Source organism: Microvirga sp. CF3016 (genome assembly GCF_036314085.1).
Classification (GTDB): Bacteria; Pseudomonadota; Alphaproteobacteria; order Rhizobiales; family Beijerinckiaceae; genus Microvirga.
The window spans coordinates 143,403-163,695 of record NZ_JAYGGM010000005.1 but is presented as its reverse complement, the minus strand read 5'-3'; the positions used below and the strand labels follow the sequence as shown (position 1 = coordinate 163,695).

Below are 20,293 nucleotides of genomic sequence, written 5' to 3'. Positions count from 1 at the left end.
TTTCCTTGGCCTTGCATCCAACCCATTCTCCGCCCACATTAGCGTAGCTCAGGGGTCCGGGACCCTCTGGCGAGCAGGTTGCTGCTTGCGATGTCGGACACCTCTCTTGCCTTGCGCCGACGTGCGCTCCCGCAACTGGAGGATCCATCTTGGACTACGCAGCTTTTCGGACAAAAACGACGACCAGCGCCCGTTCCAGTGGATTTCTTTCCGTCCTGGTCAGGATATTAGCCATGGCTGCAGCAGGCATTGCCTTGCTGGCGATGATGCTGATCGGTCTTTTTGTCCTGCTCCCGCTCCTGCTCGCAGGCGGCACGGCCTTGTACGTCTACCTTCGCCGCCGGCTGCGTCGGGCTAGAAATCGCCGGCAGGATGATGTGATCGACGCGGATTATACGATCATCGAACATCGATAGGCCTTCGCCGACCAGACTGATCCAAGCTTGGAAAGCTTGAGCCGCTGTGTGAGAATGTGCCCGTCCAGGATAACCTGATCGTCGTATGCGTGTTTGAACGCCGACAATATGATGTTAACAGCGTAAGACGAGACTTCTCGTGAGGGTCTGAGTCAGGCCTGACCAGATTGGACCTCCCTCCACCATGCAGCCTCCAACCGATGTCAAAGACCGGCATGTCGCAAATCGACAGGGAGCGGTCTTCGCTCTGGTCGATATGGTGCTTGTCGTCACTTCGATGGGAGTCATCAAGCAGGCCGGCGCGACCTTTCCGGCCATCCAGCTTGTCTTCTTCCGCGCTGTCATTGGGCTTCTGCTTATAGCCCCGCTCATTTGGCGTTACCGAGGGGACGTGTTCAACAGCCGGCAGCTGAAGGGGCACGCTGGGCGGGTGCTTTGCAGCACGATGGCGTTGAGCTGCAATTATGCCGCCACCGCCGCTTTGCCCCTGACCCTCGTGAACGTGATTGGCTTCACCCGCCCGTTCGTCATTCTGGGGCTTGCTGCCATCATCTTGGGCGAGCGCATTTTGCGGCGGCACTGGATATCATCCGTCCTGTGTTTCGTCAGCGTGCTGTTCATCCTGAAGCCGGGCTCGATGAGCTGGGACTGGGGCCTGCTGGCAGCTCTGGGGATGGTTTTGTTCGGCTCACTGAGCGTGATCCAGACCCGGCGCCTCACAGGCGAACACGCCGTTGTCCTGATGGTATTCTACACGGTCGGTCTTGCGGTTCTAACGGCCATTCCGGCGGCTCTCGTCTGGGTTCCGCCAAGGCTGATCCACCTCCCCGCCTTCCTCATCATCGCCGTGCTCGCCCAAGTTGGCCAATTCTGCTTCCTGCGCTCGCATCAACTGGCTGAAGCGAGCATCTTGGCGCCCCTTAGCTACGTGGTGATCGTCTTCTCCGCTGTCGCCGACTACCTATATTTCGGCATCGTTCCGACGCTGTCTCTCGTTATCGGCAGCCTGGTCATCATCGCGGCCGCCTTCATCGGCACTCAGGTCGGCGGATCGCGGCGCTAGCGACCTCCCGTTCAGCTTACATGTGGTTGCTGCCCGCTTCCTGCGGCGACGCAATTGCATTCAATAAAATGCAAAAATTTGCATTTGCGTGATCATTGCAAGTTATCTCCGCCTGCGCAACAAATTGATGCAACGAACAAAAGGTGGGGAGGAAATGACGAGAGTGAGCCTCAGCCGTCGCCCACGTCAGACGGATATTGCCCGCTTTGCCGGCGTGTCGGTCAGCACCGTCTCACGCGTTCTCGCGAACGAGCCCGGTATCAGCACGAACGTGCGGGATCAGGTGATCCGGATAGCATCCGAACTCGGCTATAATGTCCGCCCGGTTCCCAGTGCTCAGCCCCAGAGCCAACGGTCGGTCGCCCTCATCCCGGTCGATCAGGCAACCGGCGGGCTGGGAGTCTTCTATGAGGGGATCCTGAGTGGTCTTCGCGGCGCCGCGGCGCGGTCGGGCGGGACCCTCCTGCCGCGGCTGGTCCGATCCTCGTCGTTGAAGGTGTCAGAGCTCAAGCAGACCCTGTCGGAGACCGATGCGACAGGGATCTTCCTCGTGGGCATCGATCCACCGGAGGATCTATGCGACTGGCTCGTCGGTTCCGACCTTCCAACCGTTTGGGTCAACGGCAACGACCCCGATCTTCAGTTCGATTGCGTGTCGCCTGCCAACTTCTACGGGGCGCGGCTCGCGACCCGGCATCTCATCGCCGCGGGCCACCAGCGCATCCTCCACTTCACGATGTCGCACCGGCATACGATCCGGGAGCGCGTCCGGGGTTTCGAGGCGGCTGCTGCGAAGGCTGGGGCAGTCACGCGCATTGTCCAGCTGCCTTCGACCGCAGCCCGGGCCAGCACGGCCGCGTGCGAGGCCATGGAGGCGATTCTCCTTGAGGACGAAGGCTTTACCGCTGCCTTCTGCATGAACGACATGATGGCCATCGGCGTCATGGAAGCTGTCACCAATCACCATCTCTCGATCCCTCAGGATTTCGCCGTGATGGGGTTCGATGACCTCCCCTGCGCCTCCATGACCACCCCGCGCCTGACCACCATGCATGTGGACCGGGAGGCGATCGGCCAGGAGGCCTATTACCTCATGCAGAGACGCATCGCCGATCCCGGTGCCGAGCCGCGCAAGGTCGAACTGGCCGTCAGGCTGGTGGAAGGCGCAACGGTGCAGCCGATGTCCAAGCAGCCCGAGGACGGAGAGCTCCCGGCATGACCTATACTCCCGCCTATGCCAATCCCCTCGCCGGCAACCCGCTCAAAACCAGGGGCGATGTCGAAAAGGCGCTTCTCGATCTCTTCAACCCTCTCCTGCCGGCCTTCTCGGAAGGCGGCGCCCGGGTGAGCCTCAGCGCCACGGCGGCGCATTTCGACCATGCGGCCGCGGATCTGGAAGGCTTTGCCCGGCCGCTTTGGGGACTGGCGCCCTATGCCGCCGGCGGCGGAAACTTCCCTCATTGGCCCCTCTACGCCAAAGGGCTCGCCAACGGGACGGATCCCGAACACCCCGAATATTGGGGCAAGGTCACCGACCGCGACCAGAGGATGGTCGAACTGGCGGCGCTCGGCTTTGCGCTCCGCCTGGTGCCCCAGCACCTCTGGGACCCTCTCGACGAAAGGGCGAAGAGGAACGTCGCGACCTACCTGCTGGAGGCTCGCCCGCACCAGTTCGCCGACAACAACTGGAAGTTCTTCCGGGTGATGATCGATCTCGGTCTCGCGCGGATCGGGGTCGATTTCGACCAAACCCTTACGGAGCAATATCTTCAGGAGCTGGAAGCCTTCTACCTCGGAGACGGCTGGTACCGCGACGGCAATGTCCCCCGCGTGGACCACTACATCCCGTTCGCCATGCACTTCTACGGGCTGATCTACGCAGCCCTGGCGACCACGGACGGGGAGCGGAAGCAACGGTTCCGCGAGTGGGCACGCCTGTTCGCGCCGAACATCCGGCACTGGTTCGCCGACGACGGGGGCACGCTCGTCTTCGGCCGCAGCATGACCTACCGCTTTGCCTGCGCGGGATTCTGGGCTGCCCTGGCCTTCGCGGACGAGGAGGCGCTGCCCTGGGGCGAGGTGAAGGGCTATTACCTTCGCCACCTGCGCTGGTGGGGGAAGCACCCCATCACGGATCGGAGTGGCGTGCTCACCGTCGGGTTCGGCTATGCCAACCTGCTCATGTCGGAGAACTACAATTCGGCGGGCTCTCCCTACTGGGCCTTCAAGGCCTTCCTGCCGCTGGCCCTCCCCGAATCCCACCCCTTCTGGACCGCCGAGGAAGCGCCGGCTCCCGCCTTCCCGGAACCCTCGCCGCAGCCGCAGCCCGGCATGGTGATGCTGCACGCGCCCGGGAACGTCGTGGCCCTGTCGTCCGGTCAGGAAAACCTGCAGATGCGGTTCGGCAGCGAGAAATACGCCAAGTTCGTCTACTCCTCCCGCTATGCCTTCAGCGTCGAGAGCGACGAGCGCAACTTCGAGGGCGCGGCTCTGGACGGGATGCTCGCCTTCAGCGACGACGGGCGGCATTTCCGGGTGCGCGAGACCAACGAGGAGGCGCGGATCGCCGGGACCGTGCTCTATGCCCGCTGGCGTCCTTGGGCCGATGTGGAGGTGGAGACCTGGCTCCTCCCGGCCTCGCCCTGGCATGTTCGCGTCCACCGGATCAGGACCCCGCGTCCGCTGGCGACCGCCGAGGGCGGGTTCGCGGTTCCGCGGGCCGATGCCTATCGGAATCTGGAGCGGATCGAGGAGCGGACCGGGGCTGCGCTGGTCGTCGGGACAAGCGATGTCAGCGCCATCGCGGATCTGGGATCCTCGATTGGAAGACGCGGCATCGCGCTGAAAGCGCCTCCCAACACGAATCTCATCTATCCCAAGACCTTCGTGCCCCAGCTGCGCGGCGAAATCCCAAGCGGCGAAACGGTTCTGGCGACCGCGGCGGTCGCGTTGACCGATCGGTTCGATCCCGAGCGATTCTGGAAGGAGATACCAAAGAAGCCGGCAATCGCCGACCTCGAAGCTCTCATTGCGCGAGACAGCCAACGCGTCGGCGCCATCGCCTGGAGAATGGCGCCATGACCCGCCCGCACACGATCGCCTTCGCCATGGATCCTGCCCGTACGGAAGGTGTGATCACGCCGCCGCTGCTTGACCGACTCGCTCGATCCTGCACCATCGTCGATCCGACCCCCCTCCGGTCCTTTACTCAAGGTCAGGCACCCGAGGTGCTGCGACGGACCGAGATCCTCGTGACCGGCTGGGGCTGTCCGGCCATCGGCCGGCGCATCCTGGAGACGGCGCCGAACCTGAAGCTGGTCGCCCATGCGGCCGGAACGGTCAAAGGGTTCCTGTCGCCGGACGTTCTCGAGGCCGGGATCACGGTCACCCATGCGGCCGAGGCGAATGCGATTCCGGTGGCCGAGTTCACGCTGGCGGCGATCCTCTTCGCCAACAAGCATGTCTTCCGCTTCCGCGACCTCTACCGGGCGGACCGGAACCGCTCCCGGACCTTTCCGCTCACCGCGCAGCCGGTCGGAAATTTCAGGCGGACGATCGGCATCATCGGCGCGTCGCGGATCGGGCGCCGGGTGATCGAGCTGCTGGAGCCCTTCCACTTCCGGGTTCTTCTCCACGACCCCTATGTCGACGCGCGGGGGGCTGCGGCTCTCGGCGCGGAGAGCGTATCGCTCGACGAGCTGATGCGGCTCTCGGACGTGGTGTCCATCCATGCGCCCGCCCTGCCCTCCACGCAGGGCATGATCGCCCGCCATCACCTGGCGCTCATGCGCGACGGAACCACGCTCATCAACACGGCGCGGGGCATCATCGTCGATCAGCAAGCCCTCATCGACGAGCTGCGCACCGGCCGCATCGATGCGATCATCGACGTCACCTATCCGGAAGTGCCGGAGGAATCCTCGCCGCTCTACGATCTTCCGAACGTGTTCCTCACGCCCCACATCGCCGGCGCCATCGGCAACGAACGGGAAATGCTAGGCGAATTCATCGTCGAGGAGATCGAGCGGTTCGTCGAAGGCCTTCCCCTGCGCTCCGCCATCATGCCCGCCGCCCTGGAGACGATGGCATGACGCGCTTCCGGCCCGGCCTGTGCTCCGTCACGTTCCGCAAGCTCGCGCCCGAGGCGATCGTGGCGCTGGCGGCGGAATGCGGGATCGGTGGCATCGAATGGGCGGGCGACGTGCATGTGCCGCCCGGTCAGTTCGACACCGCGCGCCGCGTCCGGCATCTCACCGAGGAGGCCGGTCTCTCGGTCGTCTCCTACGGATCCTACATCGCGCCGCCGAGCGACGACGAAGCCGCCTTTGCCCTCGTGCTCGACACCGCTCAGGCGCTCGGCGCCCCGAACATCCGCATCTGGCCCGGATCGCGCAACCGGGATTCGGCGACCTATTCCGCGCAGGAGCGCCAGCACGCCGCTTCGCTGATCCGACGCATGGCGCGATCGGCGGATTCGGCATCGGTGACGATCGGCCTCGAATACCATCCCAACTCGCTCACCGACGATCTCGCCTCGGCGCAAAGGCTCATGGCGGAGATCGACGACCCCAACGTGTTTCTCTACTGGCAGCCGCGCCCCGGTCTGCCGCTCGACGAAGCGCTCGACGAGCTTCGTGCGGTCGGCTCCGACACGTCGCATGTGCACGTCTTCGCCTGGGACAGCGAGAAGCGGCGCTACCCGCTGTCGGACCAGCGCGCCTATTGGACGAAGCTCCTGACCGATGCTCCGTCGACACGCTGGCCGCGCGACCGCTTCGCCATGATGGAGTTCGTCCGCGACGACAGCCCCGAGCAGTTCCGGGCCGATGCGGCCGTGTTTTGCCAAATGTTGAGAGAGGTGCGGGACCGCGCAGGCAGCACGGCCCGGCTTCTATAACAACACTCGCCGGGGACGTGCTTCTCGTCTCCGCGCGAAGACAGAATCGAGAAGCGAATGGGAGGAAGCCATGAAGTCTGATCTCAATCGTCGTACCCTGTTGAAATCCGCCCTGGCGCTCGGCGGCGCCGCTGCCGTCGGCGGTCCCGGCATGAGTTGGGCCCAAGAAACCGGGCGCCTGCGGGCCACCTGGTGGGGTTCGCCCGACCGGGCGCGGCGCACCACGGACGTGGGCAAGCTGTTCACCGAGCGCACCGGCATCGAGATTGCCGGCGAGCCTGTCGGGGCCGATTACTGGGCCAAGATCGGCACCCAGATGGCGGGCCGCAACATCGCCGACGTGTTCCAGCTCGAACCGAGCAGCCTCGCCGACTACGCCGGGCGCGGCGCCGCAAAGCCCATGAACGAGTTCGTCGGCAAGCAGCTCGACATCTCCACCTTCGGCGACAAGATGGTGGATCTGTGCCGGGTCAACGACAAGATCTTCGGCGTTGCGCTGGGCCTCAACTCGTTCTCCCTGTTCTACGACCAGACCGTGTTCGACAAGGCCGGCATCAAGCCGCCGACCCACGAGACCACCTGGAAGCAGTTCGCCGACATGGCGGTCGATCTCACCAAGGCGGTCGGACGTCCCGATTACTGGGGCGCGCCCTACGGGGCCCGATACCACTACGTGTTCGACGTGTGGCTGCGTCAGCGCGGCAAGCGCCTCTACACGGAAGATGCGAAGCTCGGTTTCACCGTCGACGACGCGAAGGAGTGGTTCAGCTACTGGGAGGATCTGCGCAAGCGCAACGGCTGCGTCCCGGCCGACGTGCAGACCCTCGACCAGAACCAGATCGAGCGCAATTCGCTCGCGCTCGGCAAGTCGGCCATGGGCCTGACCTACTCGAACCAGCTCATCGGCTATCAGCTTCTCACCAAGAACAAGCTCGGGATCACCATGGTGCCGCAGGCGGGACCGGGGGCGAAATCCGGCCATTATTACCGGCCGGCGCTGATCTGGAGCATCGGGTCGACCAGCAAGCAGCCCGACAAGGCCGCGGCCTTCATCAGCTTCTTCGTCAACGATCTCGAAGCCGGCAAGATTCTCGGCGTCGAGCGCGGCGTGCCGATGTCGCCCAAGGTACGCGAGGCGATCCTGCCGAGCCTGAACGAGGTCGAGCGCGCGACCGTGGACTACGTCAATCTGCTCGCCGACAAGGTGAGCGACTACCCGCCGCCCGTGCCCATCGGCGCCGTCGAGTTCGACAACAACGTCATGCGCAAGGTGGCCGACCAGGTGGCCTTCGGCCAGATCTCGATCGCCGATGCCGCCCAGCGCATCCTGGAGGACGGCAACGCCGTGCTGCGGAAGGTGAATTAGGCGTCGTCGCGCATTGTGCGCCAACGTATTCCATCTCATGATCCTGTTCGTCTAGTGCGTCCGGGATCCCACCCACCACGTCATCACCGGCCTTGTGCCGGTGATCTCGATTGTGTGAAGCGCCGCGCTCTTCCGCATCGGAATGGCCGGCACAAGGCCGGTAATGACGTGAAGGGTTGGGACAGCTTGTTCTTCTCGAAGAAGTGCGCCAAGCTCGCGTCATGAGACTGTATTACGTCTACATTCTCGCGAGCCGGCCCGGCGGTGCCCTCTATGTCGGCGTCACAAACGATCTAGCGCGGCGCGTTTGGGAGCACAAAACCGGACGCGGCAGCGATCACGCGCGGCAGTACGGGATCGACAAGCTCGTTTACTACGAAAGCTATCCGAGCATTGCGGATGCCATTCAGCGAGAAACCTCGATCAAGCGGTGGCCGCGCGTCTGGAAGTCAAACCTGATCCTCGAGATGAACCCAACGTGGCGCGATCTCTATGACGAGTTGAACGCGTGATTTCTCGTCACTCTCCACGTCGTTACCGGCCTTGTGCCGGTAACCCCGATGCTGTGAAGCGCCGTGCCTTTCCGATCGGGATCACCGGGACGAGCCCGGTGATGACGTGGCGGGTGTGATCCGTGGCGGCCGCACGCCGGAAACGACACCATCCTGTCTACGCTGCTCCACGTCATGGCCCGCCCTACGCCCGCCAGCTCGATGCTGAAAGGCGCGGCGTTCAATCCGTCGAGATCACCGGGCTCGTCCCGGTGATGACAAGCGGATAAATTATCGACCGCTGACACGTGGCCTTTGCCATGCGACACTGCCCGTGGTGGGAGACACGGATCATGGCGCAGAACGTGACGGTCTATTTCGCAACCAACCGCATGCCGCTGACCGACGCGAGCGGGGCGGCGATTGTCGATTTCGGCTCCGAACCCGGGCCCATCGACGGGACGGCGGTGCGGTTCGGCAGCGCGGAGGCGAGCGTCACGGCAACTGGGTCGAGCTTCGTCCCCGGTTCGCTCTATGTGGCGCCGGAACAGCTCATCGGACCGGCGATCCGGCGCGGCAGCCGCGACATCTTCGAGAAGCTGCGGCAGGACATGCAGGACGGCGGGCGGCCGACCCTCGTGGTGATCCACGGTTTCTCGAACACCTTCAAGCAGGCCATCGAACGCGCCGCGACCATCATCAATTTCTACGGCCTCGACGCCAACGTGTTCTCGTTCACCTGGCCGTCGATCGGCACGCCGCTGCCGACGCCCCTGCCCTACAACGATTATTTCCATGATCGCAGCACGGCGCGAGGCTCCGGCGTCGCCATCGCCCGCACGATGCGCATCCTCTACGACTTCATCGACAACCTTCCGCGCCGCGACGTCTGCCGCCAGCCGCTGCATCTCATCTGCCACAGCATGGGCAATTACGCGTTCCGCTATGCCGTGCAGGCCCTGATGCAGGTGCCACAGGGCGAGCCGCGCGAATATGGCCGGACGAGCGACGCTCCGCCGATGGAGGGCGAGGATCGTCCTCTCCCGGCCCTGATCGCGCTGGCGACCGAGGCATCGGATCCCAACCGCCTGCGCCGGACCTTCGACCAGATCGTCCTGGCCGCCGCCGACGAGGACGAGGACGCCTTCGACGATCCCAGGGAGCTGCGCTACCTGCCCCGCCTCGGCAATCGCGTCACCGTGTACCACACCCAGAAGGACTGGATCCTGTCGACCCTGAGCTCCGTGACCAAGTTCAACGGCCCGCGCCTCGGCGTGGACGGACCGGAGAACATGGCGATGATCAGCGACAAGGTCACGGCCGTCGACGTCAGCGACGCCATCGATCCGCGACAGGATTTCCAGAGCCACCAATATTACCGGATCTTCCCGGCCGTGCGGGACGACATCGTGGCGGTCCTCGCCGGCGAGCGGCAGGACAAGATCGCCAACCGGGAACGCACCGACACGCAGCGCTACCGCCTGCAGGCGCCGGCACGCCGGACGCGGCGCAAAGGGCGGTAGTGCATCGCGGGGAACGGCGGATCGGGCCTTTGCCGATGCGGATGTTCCGCCACGCTCCATGCACCACCCTGCACGTCATGGCCGGGCTCGTCCCGGCCATCGCGATGCTGTGGAGCGCAGCGCCGAGGAAGCCCCTCCGTGTCATCCCCGGCGGTCCGAAGGACCGGGAAGGGGATCCACGGGCTAGCGCTGCGCGATGGATTCCCTTCCCCTCCGCTGCGCTCCGGCCGGGAATGACACCGGGGGCGCTCGTCCGATCGGGATCACCGGCACAAGGCCGGTGATGACGTGAGGATTCCATGGCGCTGCCTTTCAGAACGAGGGCTCAGGCGATCGATGGTGCCCAGCGTGTCTGCCGCCGCAAGTTTGGCCACATGTCGTCCTAGATTGGCTCCGTCCTGACGTCGGAGCGCCCCATGCACCGACCAATTCCCTGATGGAGCGGAGACGGCCATGATCGGCTTCACTGCCAGAGCCCTTGGGCTGTTCGGTTGCGCTGTCGCTCTGTTCGTCGCCGCGCTTCCCGCGCACGCGGATCCCTTCTTCGTCCGCGTCTACGGCCGGACCTACAAGGTCGATCCACGCTATCCGTCCGAAGAGCCCAAAGGCCCCAAGCCCCAGGAGGCCATGAAAGCCCTGCCCTCCGACATCGCCAAGGGTCCCGGCTTCAGGCCGTCGCACGAAGAGGTTCTGGCCGAGGTGGAGGAGCGGGTGTGGATCGCCAGGAACCTGCTCGATGCGGAGCTGGACAAAGCGGCCGGTGCGCGGGACCGGCGCAACGCCGGGTCGGACGCGAAGACGGTCCGGCAGGAGATCGCCGGGTCCCTCGCGGCCGGCGACGGCCCGACGCGCTCGCCGGAACTCCAGGCGCTCTACGACCGGCACCGGGCCTTGAATCTGCTCGTGCGGGAACTGCGGCGCTCCCTGGACCTGCCGGTCAGAACGCCGGATTCAGGCTTCTCGCGGCCGAAGCTGACGCCGGAGACCGAGGCCAGCTACCGGGCCCAAAATTTCGACGCTTACGCGGCCTATTACGGCTTCCGGCGCGTGAAGGCCGCCTTCCGGTCAAACGACGCCGAACTTCTCGCCCGCGTGGCCCATTATCCCGTGAGCGTGACCGGCAAGGTCAGGCGGACCATCCGCAACCGCGATCAGCTGATCGCCGCGAAGGAGACCGTTCTGAACGCCTCCGTGCGGGAGGCGGTGGCGAAATCCACCTTCGAGAGCGCCTTCGTTCGCGACAAGGGGATGATGATCGGAGAGGGAGCGGTGTGGATCACGCAAGACAAGACCGGCTTCGGCCTGGGAACCGTCCATCTGGACTGAGCGTTACGAAGCTTGACCATTATGCCTCAACTTGGCCGGGATGATCCGGCAATTTCATTCGATGAGACCAATGTGGAAGGACAACAGATGACAAGGGGCTGGCGTAACAGAATTGCGGCCGCCGCGGCTTTCGTGTCGCTCGTCGGCATGGCCCACGCGGCCAGCGCGGCGCAATGCGGCAACACGGCGGCCGGCTTCGAGGAGTGGAAGCGCGACTTCGCCCAGGAAGCGAGAGCCAACGGGGTCGGCGCCTCGGCCATCTCGGCCCTGATGGCGACGAACTACGCGACCGCCACGATCCGGGCCGACCGCGGCCAGAAGAGCTTCCGCCTGTCGCTCGACCAGTTCATGGCCAAGCGCGGCGCCTCGACCATCGTGGCCCGCGGGCGCTCGCTCAAGCAGTCCAATGCCGCCCTCTTCGCCTCCCTGGAGCAGCGCTACGGCGTGCCGCCAGGGCCGCTGATCGCCATCTGGGGCATGGAGACGGCCTTCGGGACGCAGCGCGGCAACCAGCACACGCTCTCGGCCGTGGCCACTCTCGCCTATGATTGCCGCCGGTCGGAGTTCTTCACCGACCAGCTCTACGCGGCGCTCACCCTGATCGACCGCGGCATCCTCTCGGGCAATGCCCGCGGCTCCATGCACGGGGAGATCGGCCAGACACAGTTCATGCCGAAGAGCATCCTGAACTACGGCAATGGCGGCAATCTCGACAACTCGGCCGATGCCCTGGAGGCGACCGCCAACTTCCTCAAGGCCCACGGCTGGCGCGCGGGCGCCGGCTATCAGCCGGGCGAGCCCAACTTCCGGGCGATCCAGGCCTGGAACGCGGCCTCGGTCTACCAGCAGGCCATCGCGCTGATCGGCCAGCAGATCGACGGCGGACGCCGGTCGGCGGAGCGCTAGTTGTGAGGAAATGGGGCGATCCTGGACTTGGATCGCCCCTCCGGGAATGAGCTCTGAAGGCGCCGCGACGATCGCTCCGGCTATCACTCCAGGGCATCCCGCCACATCACGATCGAGACGGCACGGGCCTCTGCGTTGTGCGCGAGAAGAGCCTCCCTTCGCGCCGCGACGCCCTCGACCCTCGCTTCCGCACGTGCGCGGTAGATCGGCCGGGATGCTCCCAGAAGCGGCCCGAACCGCGTCAGGAAAGGCGAGAGCTCGGCATGAGTCCCCTGGGCGCTCGCGCGCACGAGCCCGTCGGCTTCGCCTTGCTGAAGGCCGGGAAGATTTCGCAAGATGGTTGCAGGGGCGTGCCTTGGATCCACGCCGCGAACATTGGTCCACACCGTGAAGACCGCTTCGAGATCGCGAGCCAGCCGGCCCGTGCGGTCGGGAGGATCGAGAAGGCCGCGGATGGACTCGACATACCGGCTGGTGCGGCGCATGGCCTCCAGCCGCGCGATGATGCGGTCGGCCTTGGCGCCATCGCGAACCATCGCGCGCAGCACGTTGACCACGAGGGCCGGATCGCCCGCGTTCACATCGACCTTGCCGACCTCGGGGACGAGCGAAACGATCACCTCGTGACCTGCGAAGTTCCAGCGCCCGGACCTGGCGAAGGTGGACAGAGCCGGCTCTTCCCCGTCTTCGAGTGCGGCCATGGCACGGACGAGCCCGGCATCCGCAAGGGCGCCCGCCTGCACGAGACGTCGTTCGGTTGCGGCATTCGCGCGGTTGGCGCGCACGGCGACGGTCACGGCGAGCAGAAGCGTTGATACGATGGCAACAACGAACAACACGGACAGCAGAACGAAGCCGCCCGCATCCCGCTGATCATCAGGCTGGCGATCATTCGTGGCCAACGGGAAGATCCAACGAAAGCTCGAGGCGCCGCTCCGCGATATCGACGAGCTCGACCATGCGGCGCTCGATCCTGGTGACCTGCCAGCCCTCCAAGGCGTCCCCCTCGCCGACACGCAGGGTCGACCCGTTCAGTTCGATCACGGCAATGCGACGCTCATCGGTGAGCACGACGCCCACAAGCCGCATGGTCGGGCTCGCCTCCGTGCTCGGTGAGGAGACATCGTGCTCGGGCGCCGGCTCGCCTCGAAAGAGCCGCCGCGCCAATTCCGGTTGCTCGCGCCAGGATCCGGATTCCGGCAACGAGACGGAAGCCTGCCTGTAGGTCGCAGGCCCCAACGAGCCGGCCGACAGCAGCTCGCTCGCCAACGGCCAGAATGCTGCGAGAAGGGCCAGATTGAGTCCGATCAGCATGATCCTCCACAGCCTCACGGTACAGGCCTCCCAGGTGCCGGGGCATCCAGGTGAACGACGACCGAAGCGGTCAGGTCGAGCAGGTCCGTTTCGCCATCGTCCGCAGTTTGAGAGCTATGGGTGATTCTGAGCAGATCGAAGAAGATGGCCGGAGGACCCGTTTCCAGCGCTTTGAGGAATGATCCGATAGTCCCGTCGCTGACGGTCAGGTGCAGCTTGCCGCGAACGGCAGGCAGCTTGTCGTTCACCGGCTGCACCATAAGAGAAATCGATTGTATGTCCGCGTTGTGGTCCTGGGCGATCGCGCGGATCAATCCTTCGAGACGCGAGGCCGCTTCGGCATCGCTCGCGATCAGAAGACCTGTCTGCGGGTCTGGCGCCGCCGCGAGCGCGCGCTTCATCGCGTCCATGTCGCGCGGGTCGAGGCGCTGGGCTCGAAGCTCGTTCAAACGCGTGTATGTGGACGCCAGGATCGCATGCCGGTCCGATCCGGCCTTTGCCAGGACAAGCCCGATGCACGCCAGCACGATTGCCGCGAGGACGATAAGGATCGGCCGAGAGTGCTTCATTGGCCCTTCCTCGAAATTTCGAACCCGGCCGTGACGGAACCCGGCTCGCGCGATGGCTCGATCTTCAGGTTCTGAAGGATCGGAATTCGACGAAGCGCTTTTATCGCCGCATCCGGACTGCTCCCCGAGAGATCAATCCGCCCTCGCCCGCTCCCGATTTCCAATGTCTTGACCAGGGCTTCGTCTGGCAGGTGCTCGGCCAGCGCCAAGAGAAGCTCATAGGCGCCGACCTCCTTGGTCCGTCTTTCCGACACGGCGGCCCGGCGCGCGACGAAAGCGGCATAGGTCGCCCGCAAGGCTTCCTCTTGACGAAATTGCGCAATCTCCGTGCGCAGGAGGGTTTCGGCTTCCTCAAGCCTTTGGGCCAGGACCATCACGCGAAGCGAGCCGAGAAGAAGGGCAAGAGAGACGGCCATGATCGCCAGAGCCCCATCGATACGACGGGCCCTGCGCAGACGAGTCAATTTGGGAGTCGCAAGCGTCACGGAATGCCCTGACATCGCGTCAAGGACAAGTCGATCGGCCGGAAGCCCCGCGTCCTCGAGGCGGACGAGCAGTGGATCGACCTTCGTTCTCAGCGCGTAGCTAAGACGAATTCTGGCTTGCCCTGCCTGAACCTCGTCCACGCTCCCCTTGACATACACCTCGTCGATCTCGAAAGGGCTCCAGGTCGGCAGTCCGTAAGCGATCGCCTCCGACAGGTTCGTGAGTGCCGCCTCGGGAAGCTTGACCCTTTGCGTCAGAGTGAAATCCGGCGGCAGTTCCAGGTCGACCGACCGGTGACGGGCTGCATGGAGGAGCCGATGAGAGGAGGATTCAGGTCTCCAGCGGCGATCCTCCTCCTGCCACCGGGCTTGCAACTCTCCCTTCGAACGCAACGACCGGAGGCTGGCCGTAAACCCTCCCGGTATGGGACGAACGACGATGGGGCTTCCCTCCCGGCGCATGATATGCGCCAGCACAGGTCCAACGGCGGCGGTCCAGATATATCCCTGCCTCAGAAGCAGGGATCGAAGGCCGATACGCCTCACCCATGAGAGTGCGCTCATCCTCTGGAACTCTCGAGAGCGCAGCCGCCCAGCCGTGGGTTGCGCAGGCAGGCCGCGGGAAGATCGGCCTCGATCGGGATCACGAACACCCATGCGGGATAGGCCGGCCCAAACCGAACGGTGAGCCGCAGGGCTCTCAAAGGCCCATCCTGCGAATCCCACCGTGGCCGCCAGGCCTCATTGCCGGACGCTCTGCCTTTCGCGGGACCGGCACCGAGCGGAAGATAAGCCAGGGCCAGCTCCGAGATGCCCTGGGCGAGGACAGCCCGTTGCGGCTGTCCTGTCTCTTCGGCCCACCGAAGAACCACGTCGGTCCCGTTTCCAGGTTCAGCGCGCACCCGAAAAGCCGAGGCTTGCGATAGACCCATGACCGGCAGCCCGTTCGAGACCACGGTCACCTCGTTCTCATCACCTGAAACCGCCGAATGGGGAGACGCTCCTGGGACCAGCGGAGGAGCGCCATCCACAAGAAGGCGCAGCACCCGCTCCAGGATCAAGGCCTCGGCGTGCATGCTCCCTCGCCGGGACGTCTCGGCGCGATTGCGCTCGACGAAGGCCACAAGCCCCACCAGGATGGATCCGGCAAGTCCGGCGACGGCAATGGCGACCAGAAGGTCGACGAGGGCGAACCCGGCGTGACCGGCGGCCCGATGCCGGACGTTCATCGCGGCGCCCTCTTCAGCGAAACGACCTCGACGGGCAACGCTCCCGACGCACGCCGCTCGAGACGGATGACGACCTGGAACAGGCCCGGATGTGCAACGGACGCAGCTCCGCGCTCGATCGCGAAGGGCGTGATCAGAACGGACCACATGTCGCCGTTGTCGAGCGCGCCGGATTGCCTGCCTTCCGCAAGCGGGAGATCTCGCCCGATCCGAGCCAGGAGCGTCCGCGCATGCAGCGCGGCCGAGACATCTGCATCGGCCTCGGCTTGCGCGCGTCCGTTCGTGGCGATCAGCATCATGAGCGAGGCCGTCGTTCCCGTCAGGATCGTGAGGGCGACGAGCGCTTCGAGCAAGGTGAAGCCGGCGTGGTTCCTGTCAGTGGTGTGCATGGCGGATCGATCCCGTGAGCCAGTCAACCCGATGGACGGAGGCATAGCCGCCGGCCCGTATGGTGAGCGCTGCCCCCGACGCGGTGCCGTCTGGCAGGAAAGCGACCGTCCTGATATCGGCGGATGGATCAGGTTCAGGCGTCATCTCCCACGTGACTCCGGACGGCAAGCCAAGCCACTGGCCCTCAGGCAGACGGTAGCGCCGCGCAGCCAAATCGAAATCGACCCAGGTCATGCGGCCCTCGCGCCGTGCCTGTCCACGCAGGCTCGACAGCGTGCTGTCGAGCCAGGCGCCAGCCCGTACAAACATGATCCGATCACGCGCATTCCCTACCCCGAGCACGGTTGCCGTCCCGGCAAGCGAGAGGACGGTCAATACGATCAGCACTTCGAGCAGCGTAAAGCCCGATTCAGTTGTCCGACCAGCTCGCCACATCCCGGTTCTCCTTCTCGCCGCCGAAGGCCCCGTCCGCGCCGAAGCTGACGAGGTCGTACTCACCGTGTTCGCCAGGGGATTTGTACCGGTATGGCCGGCGCCACGGATCCGTCAGGATGCTCTTGCTCCGCAGGTACGGACCGCGCCAGTTGTCGGCACCTTGAGGTGCCGTGAGCAACGCCTGCAAGCCCTCGCTCGTGGACGGAGGGCGGCCGACATCGATGCGGAACAGGTCGAGCGCCGTCATCAGTTCCTGAATCTGGAGACGCGCCGTGTCCGCCTTCGCCCGGTCGAGATATCCCATGAGCTGGAACGACCCGAGCGTCGCCATCAGCCCGAGGATCACCATCACGACCAAGATCTCGAGGAGCGTCATCCCGTCCCGGCCATGGCGGAACCGGTTCCACAAGCGGCCGGCACGAAGGGAAACGAGGATGGTATGGGACCTCATGATCGTCATCGACCCGCCAGTTCGTTGATGCCGAGTATGGTGGACAGCATGGCGTAAATGATCACGCCGGCTATAGCGCCGAACCCTATGGTCATCAGGGGCGTCAGCATGGCCCCCAACGCCTTGAGCTGCCGCGTCGCGCGCGCCTCATGCAGGGCGGCCGTCCGCTCGAGAGCAGCAGCAAGATCGCCCGTTCTCTCACCGACGCGGATGAGGCCGATGGCATCCTCTCGGAAGATGCGGCTCGCCGCGATGGCGTCGCCAATGGCCGCACCCGACACGATGGAACGATGAGCCTCCTCGAGAGCCGTCCGCATGTGCCGGTTGGCAACCGCTCGAAGGACGATCAACATCGCGACCGACAGGGTCACGCCGCCCCTCAGAAGAGCGCCGAGTGTCCGGGCGAAACGTCCGGTTTCGATGTCCCTCGCCAGCGGTCCGAAAACGGGCATCCTCAGGATGACGGCGTCAAGACGAACGTGACCCTTTGGCGAGAGAAGGAAGAGCGCGGCGGATACCGCCAGAACCGCAGTCGCGCCCAGGAGCGCAACACCGTGGTTCCGCAGGATCCGACTTGCTTCGAGCACGATCCGTGTCACCGTGGAAAGCCGCTCTTCGCCCCCCTCCCCGAGCAGGGTCTCGAGGTTGGGAACGACAACCAGCATCAGGACCAGGATCCCCGCGCTCGCAGTCACGAGCAGGAACAGAGGATATAAAAGCGCATTCCGGATATCGTCCTTCAATGCACGCCGAGCCATCAGATCGTCGCCGAGCCGGCGAATGGCGGAACCGAGATTGCCGGCCGCCTCACCGGCTTGAACTAGCGCTCGGTAGACCGGCGGGAACGAGCCCGGGAAGCGACCCAGAGCCTCATGAAGCGGCATGCCGGCCTTCACATCATCCCGGACGGCCAGGAGAATCCGACGTGTCGACGGGGCGCTAGCGCGGCCCAGCAGAGCGAGGCTCTCCTCGATCGGAATGCCTGCTTCGACGAGCCCTCCCCATTCCTGGGAAAGACGTGCCAGTTCCTGGAATCTCAAGGGTGACCTCAGGACCACGTCCCGGTTGAGCATGGCCCAGAGCGCAGAGAGCCGGGACGGCTTGCCAATTCGGATGACGACGAGACCACGGCTCCGCAGCATGCCGAGTGCATCCTGCATGCTTTCCGCTTCGATGGTGCCGTCGTGCGTTGCGTTGGCTGCGGTAGCGGCGAAATAATGGAAGCGTTCCATCATGTTCCCCCGAGAACCCGGACAAGCTCATGGATGTCGATGAGCCCTTCCGCGACCTTCGCCAGTCCATCGTCCAGCATGGTTTCGAAGCCCTCTGCTTGTGCGCTCCGGGACAGGGTTGCCTCGTCGGCGCGACGCAGAAGATGCGATCGGAAGGAATCCGTCATCGGAACGAACTCGGCCACGGCCACGCGGCCGGCAAAGCCCGATCCGCCGCACGCCGAGCACCCCGGGGACCGAAAGCCGACCCCGCTCTTCAGGCGTGCGCCCCAGAGATCCTGGAAGAAGGGCTCTATCGGATGGGGCTCGCGGCAGCTTTGGCACAGACGGCGCGCCAGGCGCTGCGCCATGGACGCGCGGACCGTGGATGCGAGAAGATAAGGCTCTATTCCCATGTCGACGAGTCGCGGCAGGGCTGCCACCGCATTGTTGGTATGAAGGGTCGCGAGCACCAGATGCCCGGTCAACGCCGCTTGGTTCGCGACTGCGGCGGTTTCCGCATCGCGAATTTCACCAACCATGATGATGTCGGGATCCTGCCGAAGAACGGCCCGTAGCGCACTTGCGAAATCGAGCCCGATCTTCTTGTTGACCTGGATCTGATTGACCCCGTCGAGCTGATATTCGATTGGGTCCTCCACCGTCACGACGTTCAATTCCGGCGACGTGATCGCCTCGAGCGCCGTATAGAGCGTCGTGGTCTTGCCGGATCCGGTCGGACCGGTCACCAACAGAAGCCCATGGGTTTGAGAAAGAACCTGACCGATCGCCGCGATGATCGGCGGCGACAGGCCGAGGGCCTCGAACTTCAGCACGACGTTGGACCGGTCGAGGACACGCAGCACCGCGCTTTCCCCGTTCAGATGCGGCATGGTCGAAACGCGCAAGTCGATTTCGCGCCCTCGCCACGGCACGCGGATGCGCCCGTCCTGCGGCAGCCGTCTTTCGGCGATGTCGAGGCCTGCCATGATCTTCAGCCGTGAAATGATCGCGGCATGAAATTGGGGCGGGGGCGCCTCGGCATCGTGCAAGAGGCCATCGATGCGGTAGCGGATTCGGACCCCTGTTCGGGTTCCGGAAATGTGAAGATCGGAGGCCTTGCGCTCGATCGCCTGATCGATCAGACGGTGAACCGTCCTGATCACGGGCGCGTCGCTGGCAAGGTCACGAAGCTTCTCCACATCGAGATAAAGGCCCGAACCTATGTCGGCATGATCCTCGGGCTCCGGTTCGTCGCGCCCCGTCTGGTACAGGCGGGCGAATGCGGCTGCAAAGTCTCCCGGTCGCGCCAGGTGTCGAACCACTCGAAGGCCCGTCTTTTCCTCGATGGCTGCGGGACTGAATCTGTCCAACGGGTCGACGACAGCGAGACTGACGGTTGCTTCACCTGCGTCGATGGGGATCGCCATCGCATGGGACAGGAAGATTCCTGACAGCGTATCGGTGAAGAGCGCCTCCTTCGGATATTCGTCGATGGACACGATCCTGAGGCCCGATACCGACGACCAGGCCTCAGCGAGTGCGGTGTCCGACACCAGGCCAAGTTTGTTCAGCACCTGATCCTGACGCTCGCCGCTTTCGGCAGCAACATGACGACCGCGCTCCAAAGCCTGGGATGTCAGAGCTCCACGTTCGATCAGAAGCTTCAGAACTCGCTTGACGAGAGCCTCGTCCGATTCGACGAGTGCATGATCGGCTGAATCCGTCATGGATAAATCCATGGCGCCACGCCGGCGACCTGAACGGCCCAGACCGTGGACGTTCCGATGCAGAGAAAGGGGCCGAACGGAAGTTCGTGCTGCGGATCGAAACGTCCGCTGAAGACACGGCAAAGTCCTAAAAACAGCAGTGCCGACAAGGACGACACGAACAGGATCGGCGCAAGCCCGTGCCAGCCGACCCAAAGGCCAGCGCCTGCCATGAACTTCACGTCTCCCAATCCCAGTCCGTCGCGCCCTCTGATGCTTCTGTACGAAGCGCGAAAGATCAGCAGCATCGCGAAGCCGAGAACGCTGCCGATGAGGCTCGCCGAGAGCGACGTGGATCCGTCCAGCGCCGCGAATGCGAGACCTCCGCCGGCATTGGCGGCGTTCAATGCGTTCGGGATGATCAGCCAACGTGCATCGACGACCGAAATGGCGAGCGAGACGGAGCCGAGATAGGCGGCCGCTACCCAAAGGATGATGTCGCTGCTGGCCAC

Annotated in this window: 22 protein-coding genes and 1 pseudogene; 11 read left to right on the top strand and 12 right to left on the bottom strand. The window is 64.6% G+C overall.

Annotated elements, in window-relative coordinates:
- Nucleotides 1-233 precede the first annotated feature (233 nt).
- The 11 genes from VB672_RS09150 to VB672_RS09100 all read left to right on the top strand — a co-directional run bounded on the left by VB672_RS09150 (nucleotide 234) and on the right by VB672_RS09100 (nucleotide 11,988).
- Nucleotides 234-416, top strand: coding sequence for a hypothetical protein (locus VB672_RS09150; RefSeq protein ID WP_329783877.1), 183 nt, complete (start codon nucleotides 234-236; stop codon nucleotides 414-416).
- 184 nt (nucleotides 417-600) lie between these two features.
- Nucleotides 601-1,479, top strand: a complete 879-nt coding sequence (locus VB672_RS09145) for a DMT family transporter (protein ID WP_329783876.1) — start codon at nucleotides 601-603, stop codon at nucleotides 1,477-1,479.
- A gap of 154 nt (nucleotides 1,480-1,633) precedes the next feature.
- Nucleotides 1,634-2,698, top strand: coding sequence for a LacI family DNA-binding transcriptional regulator (locus tag VB672_RS09140; protein WP_329783875.1), 1,065 nt, complete (start codon nucleotides 1,634-1,636; stop codon nucleotides 2,696-2,698).
- Complete coding sequence (locus VB672_RS09135) at nucleotides 2,695-4,560, top strand: DUF2264 domain-containing protein (protein WP_329783874.1); 1,866 nt, start codon at nucleotides 2,695-2,697, stop codon at nucleotides 4,558-4,560. Before VB672_RS09140 ends, VB672_RS09135 begins: the two co-directional genes overlap by 4 nt.
- Nucleotides 4,557-5,570, top strand: a complete 1,014-nt coding sequence (locus tag VB672_RS09130) for a hydroxyacid dehydrogenase (RefSeq protein WP_329783873.1) — start codon at nucleotides 4,557-4,559, stop codon at nucleotides 5,568-5,570. Before VB672_RS09135 ends, VB672_RS09130 begins: the two co-directional genes overlap by 4 nt.
- On the top strand, nucleotides 5,567-6,376 hold the full coding sequence (locus VB672_RS09125) for a sugar phosphate isomerase/epimerase family protein (protein ID WP_329783872.1): 810 nt from the start codon (nucleotides 5,567-5,569) through the stop codon (nucleotides 6,374-6,376). Before VB672_RS09130 ends, VB672_RS09125 begins: the two co-directional genes overlap by 4 nt.
- Nucleotides 6,377-6,446: 70 nt before the next feature.
- Nucleotides 6,447-7,742 (top strand): ABC transporter substrate-binding protein, encoded by a 1,296-nt coding sequence (locus VB672_RS09120; protein WP_329783871.1) that lies wholly within the window; start codon nucleotides 6,447-6,449, stop codon nucleotides 7,740-7,742.
- A gap of 221 nt (nucleotides 7,743-7,963) precedes the next feature.
- The gene (locus VB672_RS09115; protein WP_329783870.1) at nucleotides 7,964-8,254 is read left to right on the top strand and encodes a GIY-YIG nuclease family protein; all 291 of its coding nucleotides are present in this window, start codon (nucleotides 7,964-7,966) and stop codon (nucleotides 8,252-8,254) included.
- Nucleotides 8,255-8,586: 332 nt separating this feature from the next.
- Nucleotides 8,587-9,756 carry an alpha/beta fold hydrolase gene (locus tag VB672_RS09110; RefSeq protein WP_329783869.1) on the top strand — a complete coding sequence of 390 codons (1,170 nt, stop codon included), beginning with the start codon at nucleotides 8,587-8,589 and terminating at the stop codon, nucleotides 9,754-9,756.
- A 453-nt stretch (nucleotides 9,757-10,209) separates the two neighbouring features.
- A complete protein-coding gene (locus VB672_RS09105) occupies nucleotides 10,210-11,082 on the top strand; it encodes a hypothetical protein (RefSeq protein WP_329783868.1) in 873 nt (290 codons plus the stop codon).
- An 87-nt stretch (nucleotides 11,083-11,169) separates the two neighbouring features.
- Nucleotides 11,170-11,988: a lytic murein transglycosylase gene (locus VB672_RS09100; protein WP_329783867.1), complete on the top strand. Its 819-nt coding sequence runs from the start codon at nucleotides 11,170-11,172 to the stop codon at nucleotides 11,986-11,988.
- Nucleotides 11,989-12,071: 83 nt separating this feature from the next.
- Here VB672_RS09100 and VB672_RS09095 read toward each other — a convergent pair whose 3' ends face one another.
- From VB672_RS09095 to VB672_RS09045, 12 genes and pseudogenes are all read right to left on the bottom strand, one after another.
- Nucleotides 12,072-12,890 carry a hypothetical protein gene (locus tag VB672_RS09095; RefSeq protein ID WP_329783866.1) on the bottom strand — a complete coding sequence of 273 codons (819 nt, stop codon included), beginning with the start codon at nucleotides 12,888-12,890 and terminating at the stop codon, nucleotides 12,072-12,074.
- Nucleotides 12,877-13,302: a hypothetical protein gene (locus VB672_RS09090; RefSeq protein ID WP_329783865.1), complete on the bottom strand. Its 426-nt coding sequence runs from the start codon at nucleotides 13,300-13,302 to the stop codon at nucleotides 12,877-12,879. Before VB672_RS09090 ends, VB672_RS09095 begins: the two co-directional genes overlap by 14 nt.
- A gap of 14 nt (nucleotides 13,303-13,316) precedes the next feature.
- Nucleotides 13,317-13,871 carry a GspMb/PilO family protein gene (locus tag VB672_RS09085; protein WP_329783864.1) on the bottom strand — a complete coding sequence of 185 codons (555 nt, stop codon included), beginning with the start codon at nucleotides 13,869-13,871 and terminating at the stop codon, nucleotides 13,317-13,319.
- Nucleotides 13,868-14,920 carry a hypothetical protein gene (locus tag VB672_RS09080; RefSeq protein WP_329783863.1) on the bottom strand — a complete coding sequence of 351 codons (1,053 nt, stop codon included), beginning with the start codon at nucleotides 14,918-14,920 and terminating at the stop codon, nucleotides 13,868-13,870. The genes VB672_RS09085 and VB672_RS09080 overlap by 4 nt, the downstream gene beginning before the upstream one ends.
- Complete coding sequence (locus VB672_RS09075; protein WP_329783862.1) at nucleotides 14,917-15,585, bottom strand: type II secretion system protein; 669 nt, start codon at nucleotides 15,583-15,585, stop codon at nucleotides 14,917-14,919. Before VB672_RS09075 ends, VB672_RS09080 begins: the two co-directional genes overlap by 4 nt.
- On the bottom strand, nucleotides 15,582-15,974 hold the full coding sequence (locus VB672_RS09070; protein WP_329783861.1) for a type IV pilus modification PilV family protein: 393 nt from the start codon (nucleotides 15,972-15,974) through the stop codon (nucleotides 15,582-15,584). Before VB672_RS09070 ends, VB672_RS09075 begins: the two co-directional genes overlap by 4 nt.
- Nucleotides 15,961-16,284 carry a hypothetical protein gene (locus tag VB672_RS09065; RefSeq protein WP_329783860.1) on the bottom strand — a complete coding sequence of 108 codons (324 nt, stop codon included), beginning with the start codon at nucleotides 16,282-16,284 and terminating at the stop codon, nucleotides 15,961-15,963. The genes VB672_RS09070 and VB672_RS09065 overlap by 14 nt, the downstream gene beginning before the upstream one ends.
- Nucleotides 16,285-16,323: 39 nt before the next feature.
- A pseudogene (locus tag VB672_RS22605) lies at nucleotides 16,324-16,410 on the bottom strand (prepilin-type N-terminal cleavage/methylation domain-containing protein); the annotation flags it as partial.
- Entirely contained in the window at nucleotides 16,385-16,861 is a 477-nt protein-coding gene (gene gspG, locus VB672_RS09060) for a type II secretion system major pseudopilin GspG (RefSeq protein WP_329783859.1), read from the bottom strand. The gene gspG and the pseudogene VB672_RS22605, both read right to left, overlap by 26 nt.
- 5 nt (nucleotides 16,862-16,866) lie before the next feature.
- Nucleotides 16,867-18,093, bottom strand: a complete 1,227-nt coding sequence (locus VB672_RS09055; protein ID WP_329783858.1) for a type II secretion system F family protein — start codon at nucleotides 18,091-18,093, stop codon at nucleotides 16,867-16,869.
- Nucleotides 18,093-19,802, bottom strand: coding sequence for a GspE/PulE family protein (locus tag VB672_RS09050; protein WP_329783857.1), 1,710 nt, complete (start codon nucleotides 19,800-19,802; stop codon nucleotides 18,093-18,095). The genes VB672_RS09055 and VB672_RS09050 overlap by 1 nt, the downstream gene beginning before the upstream one ends.
- Nucleotides 19,799-20,293: a prepilin peptidase gene (locus VB672_RS09045; RefSeq protein WP_329783856.1), complete on the bottom strand. Its 495-nt coding sequence runs from the start codon at nucleotides 20,291-20,293 to the stop codon at nucleotides 19,799-19,801. Before VB672_RS09045 ends, VB672_RS09050 begins: the two co-directional genes overlap by 4 nt.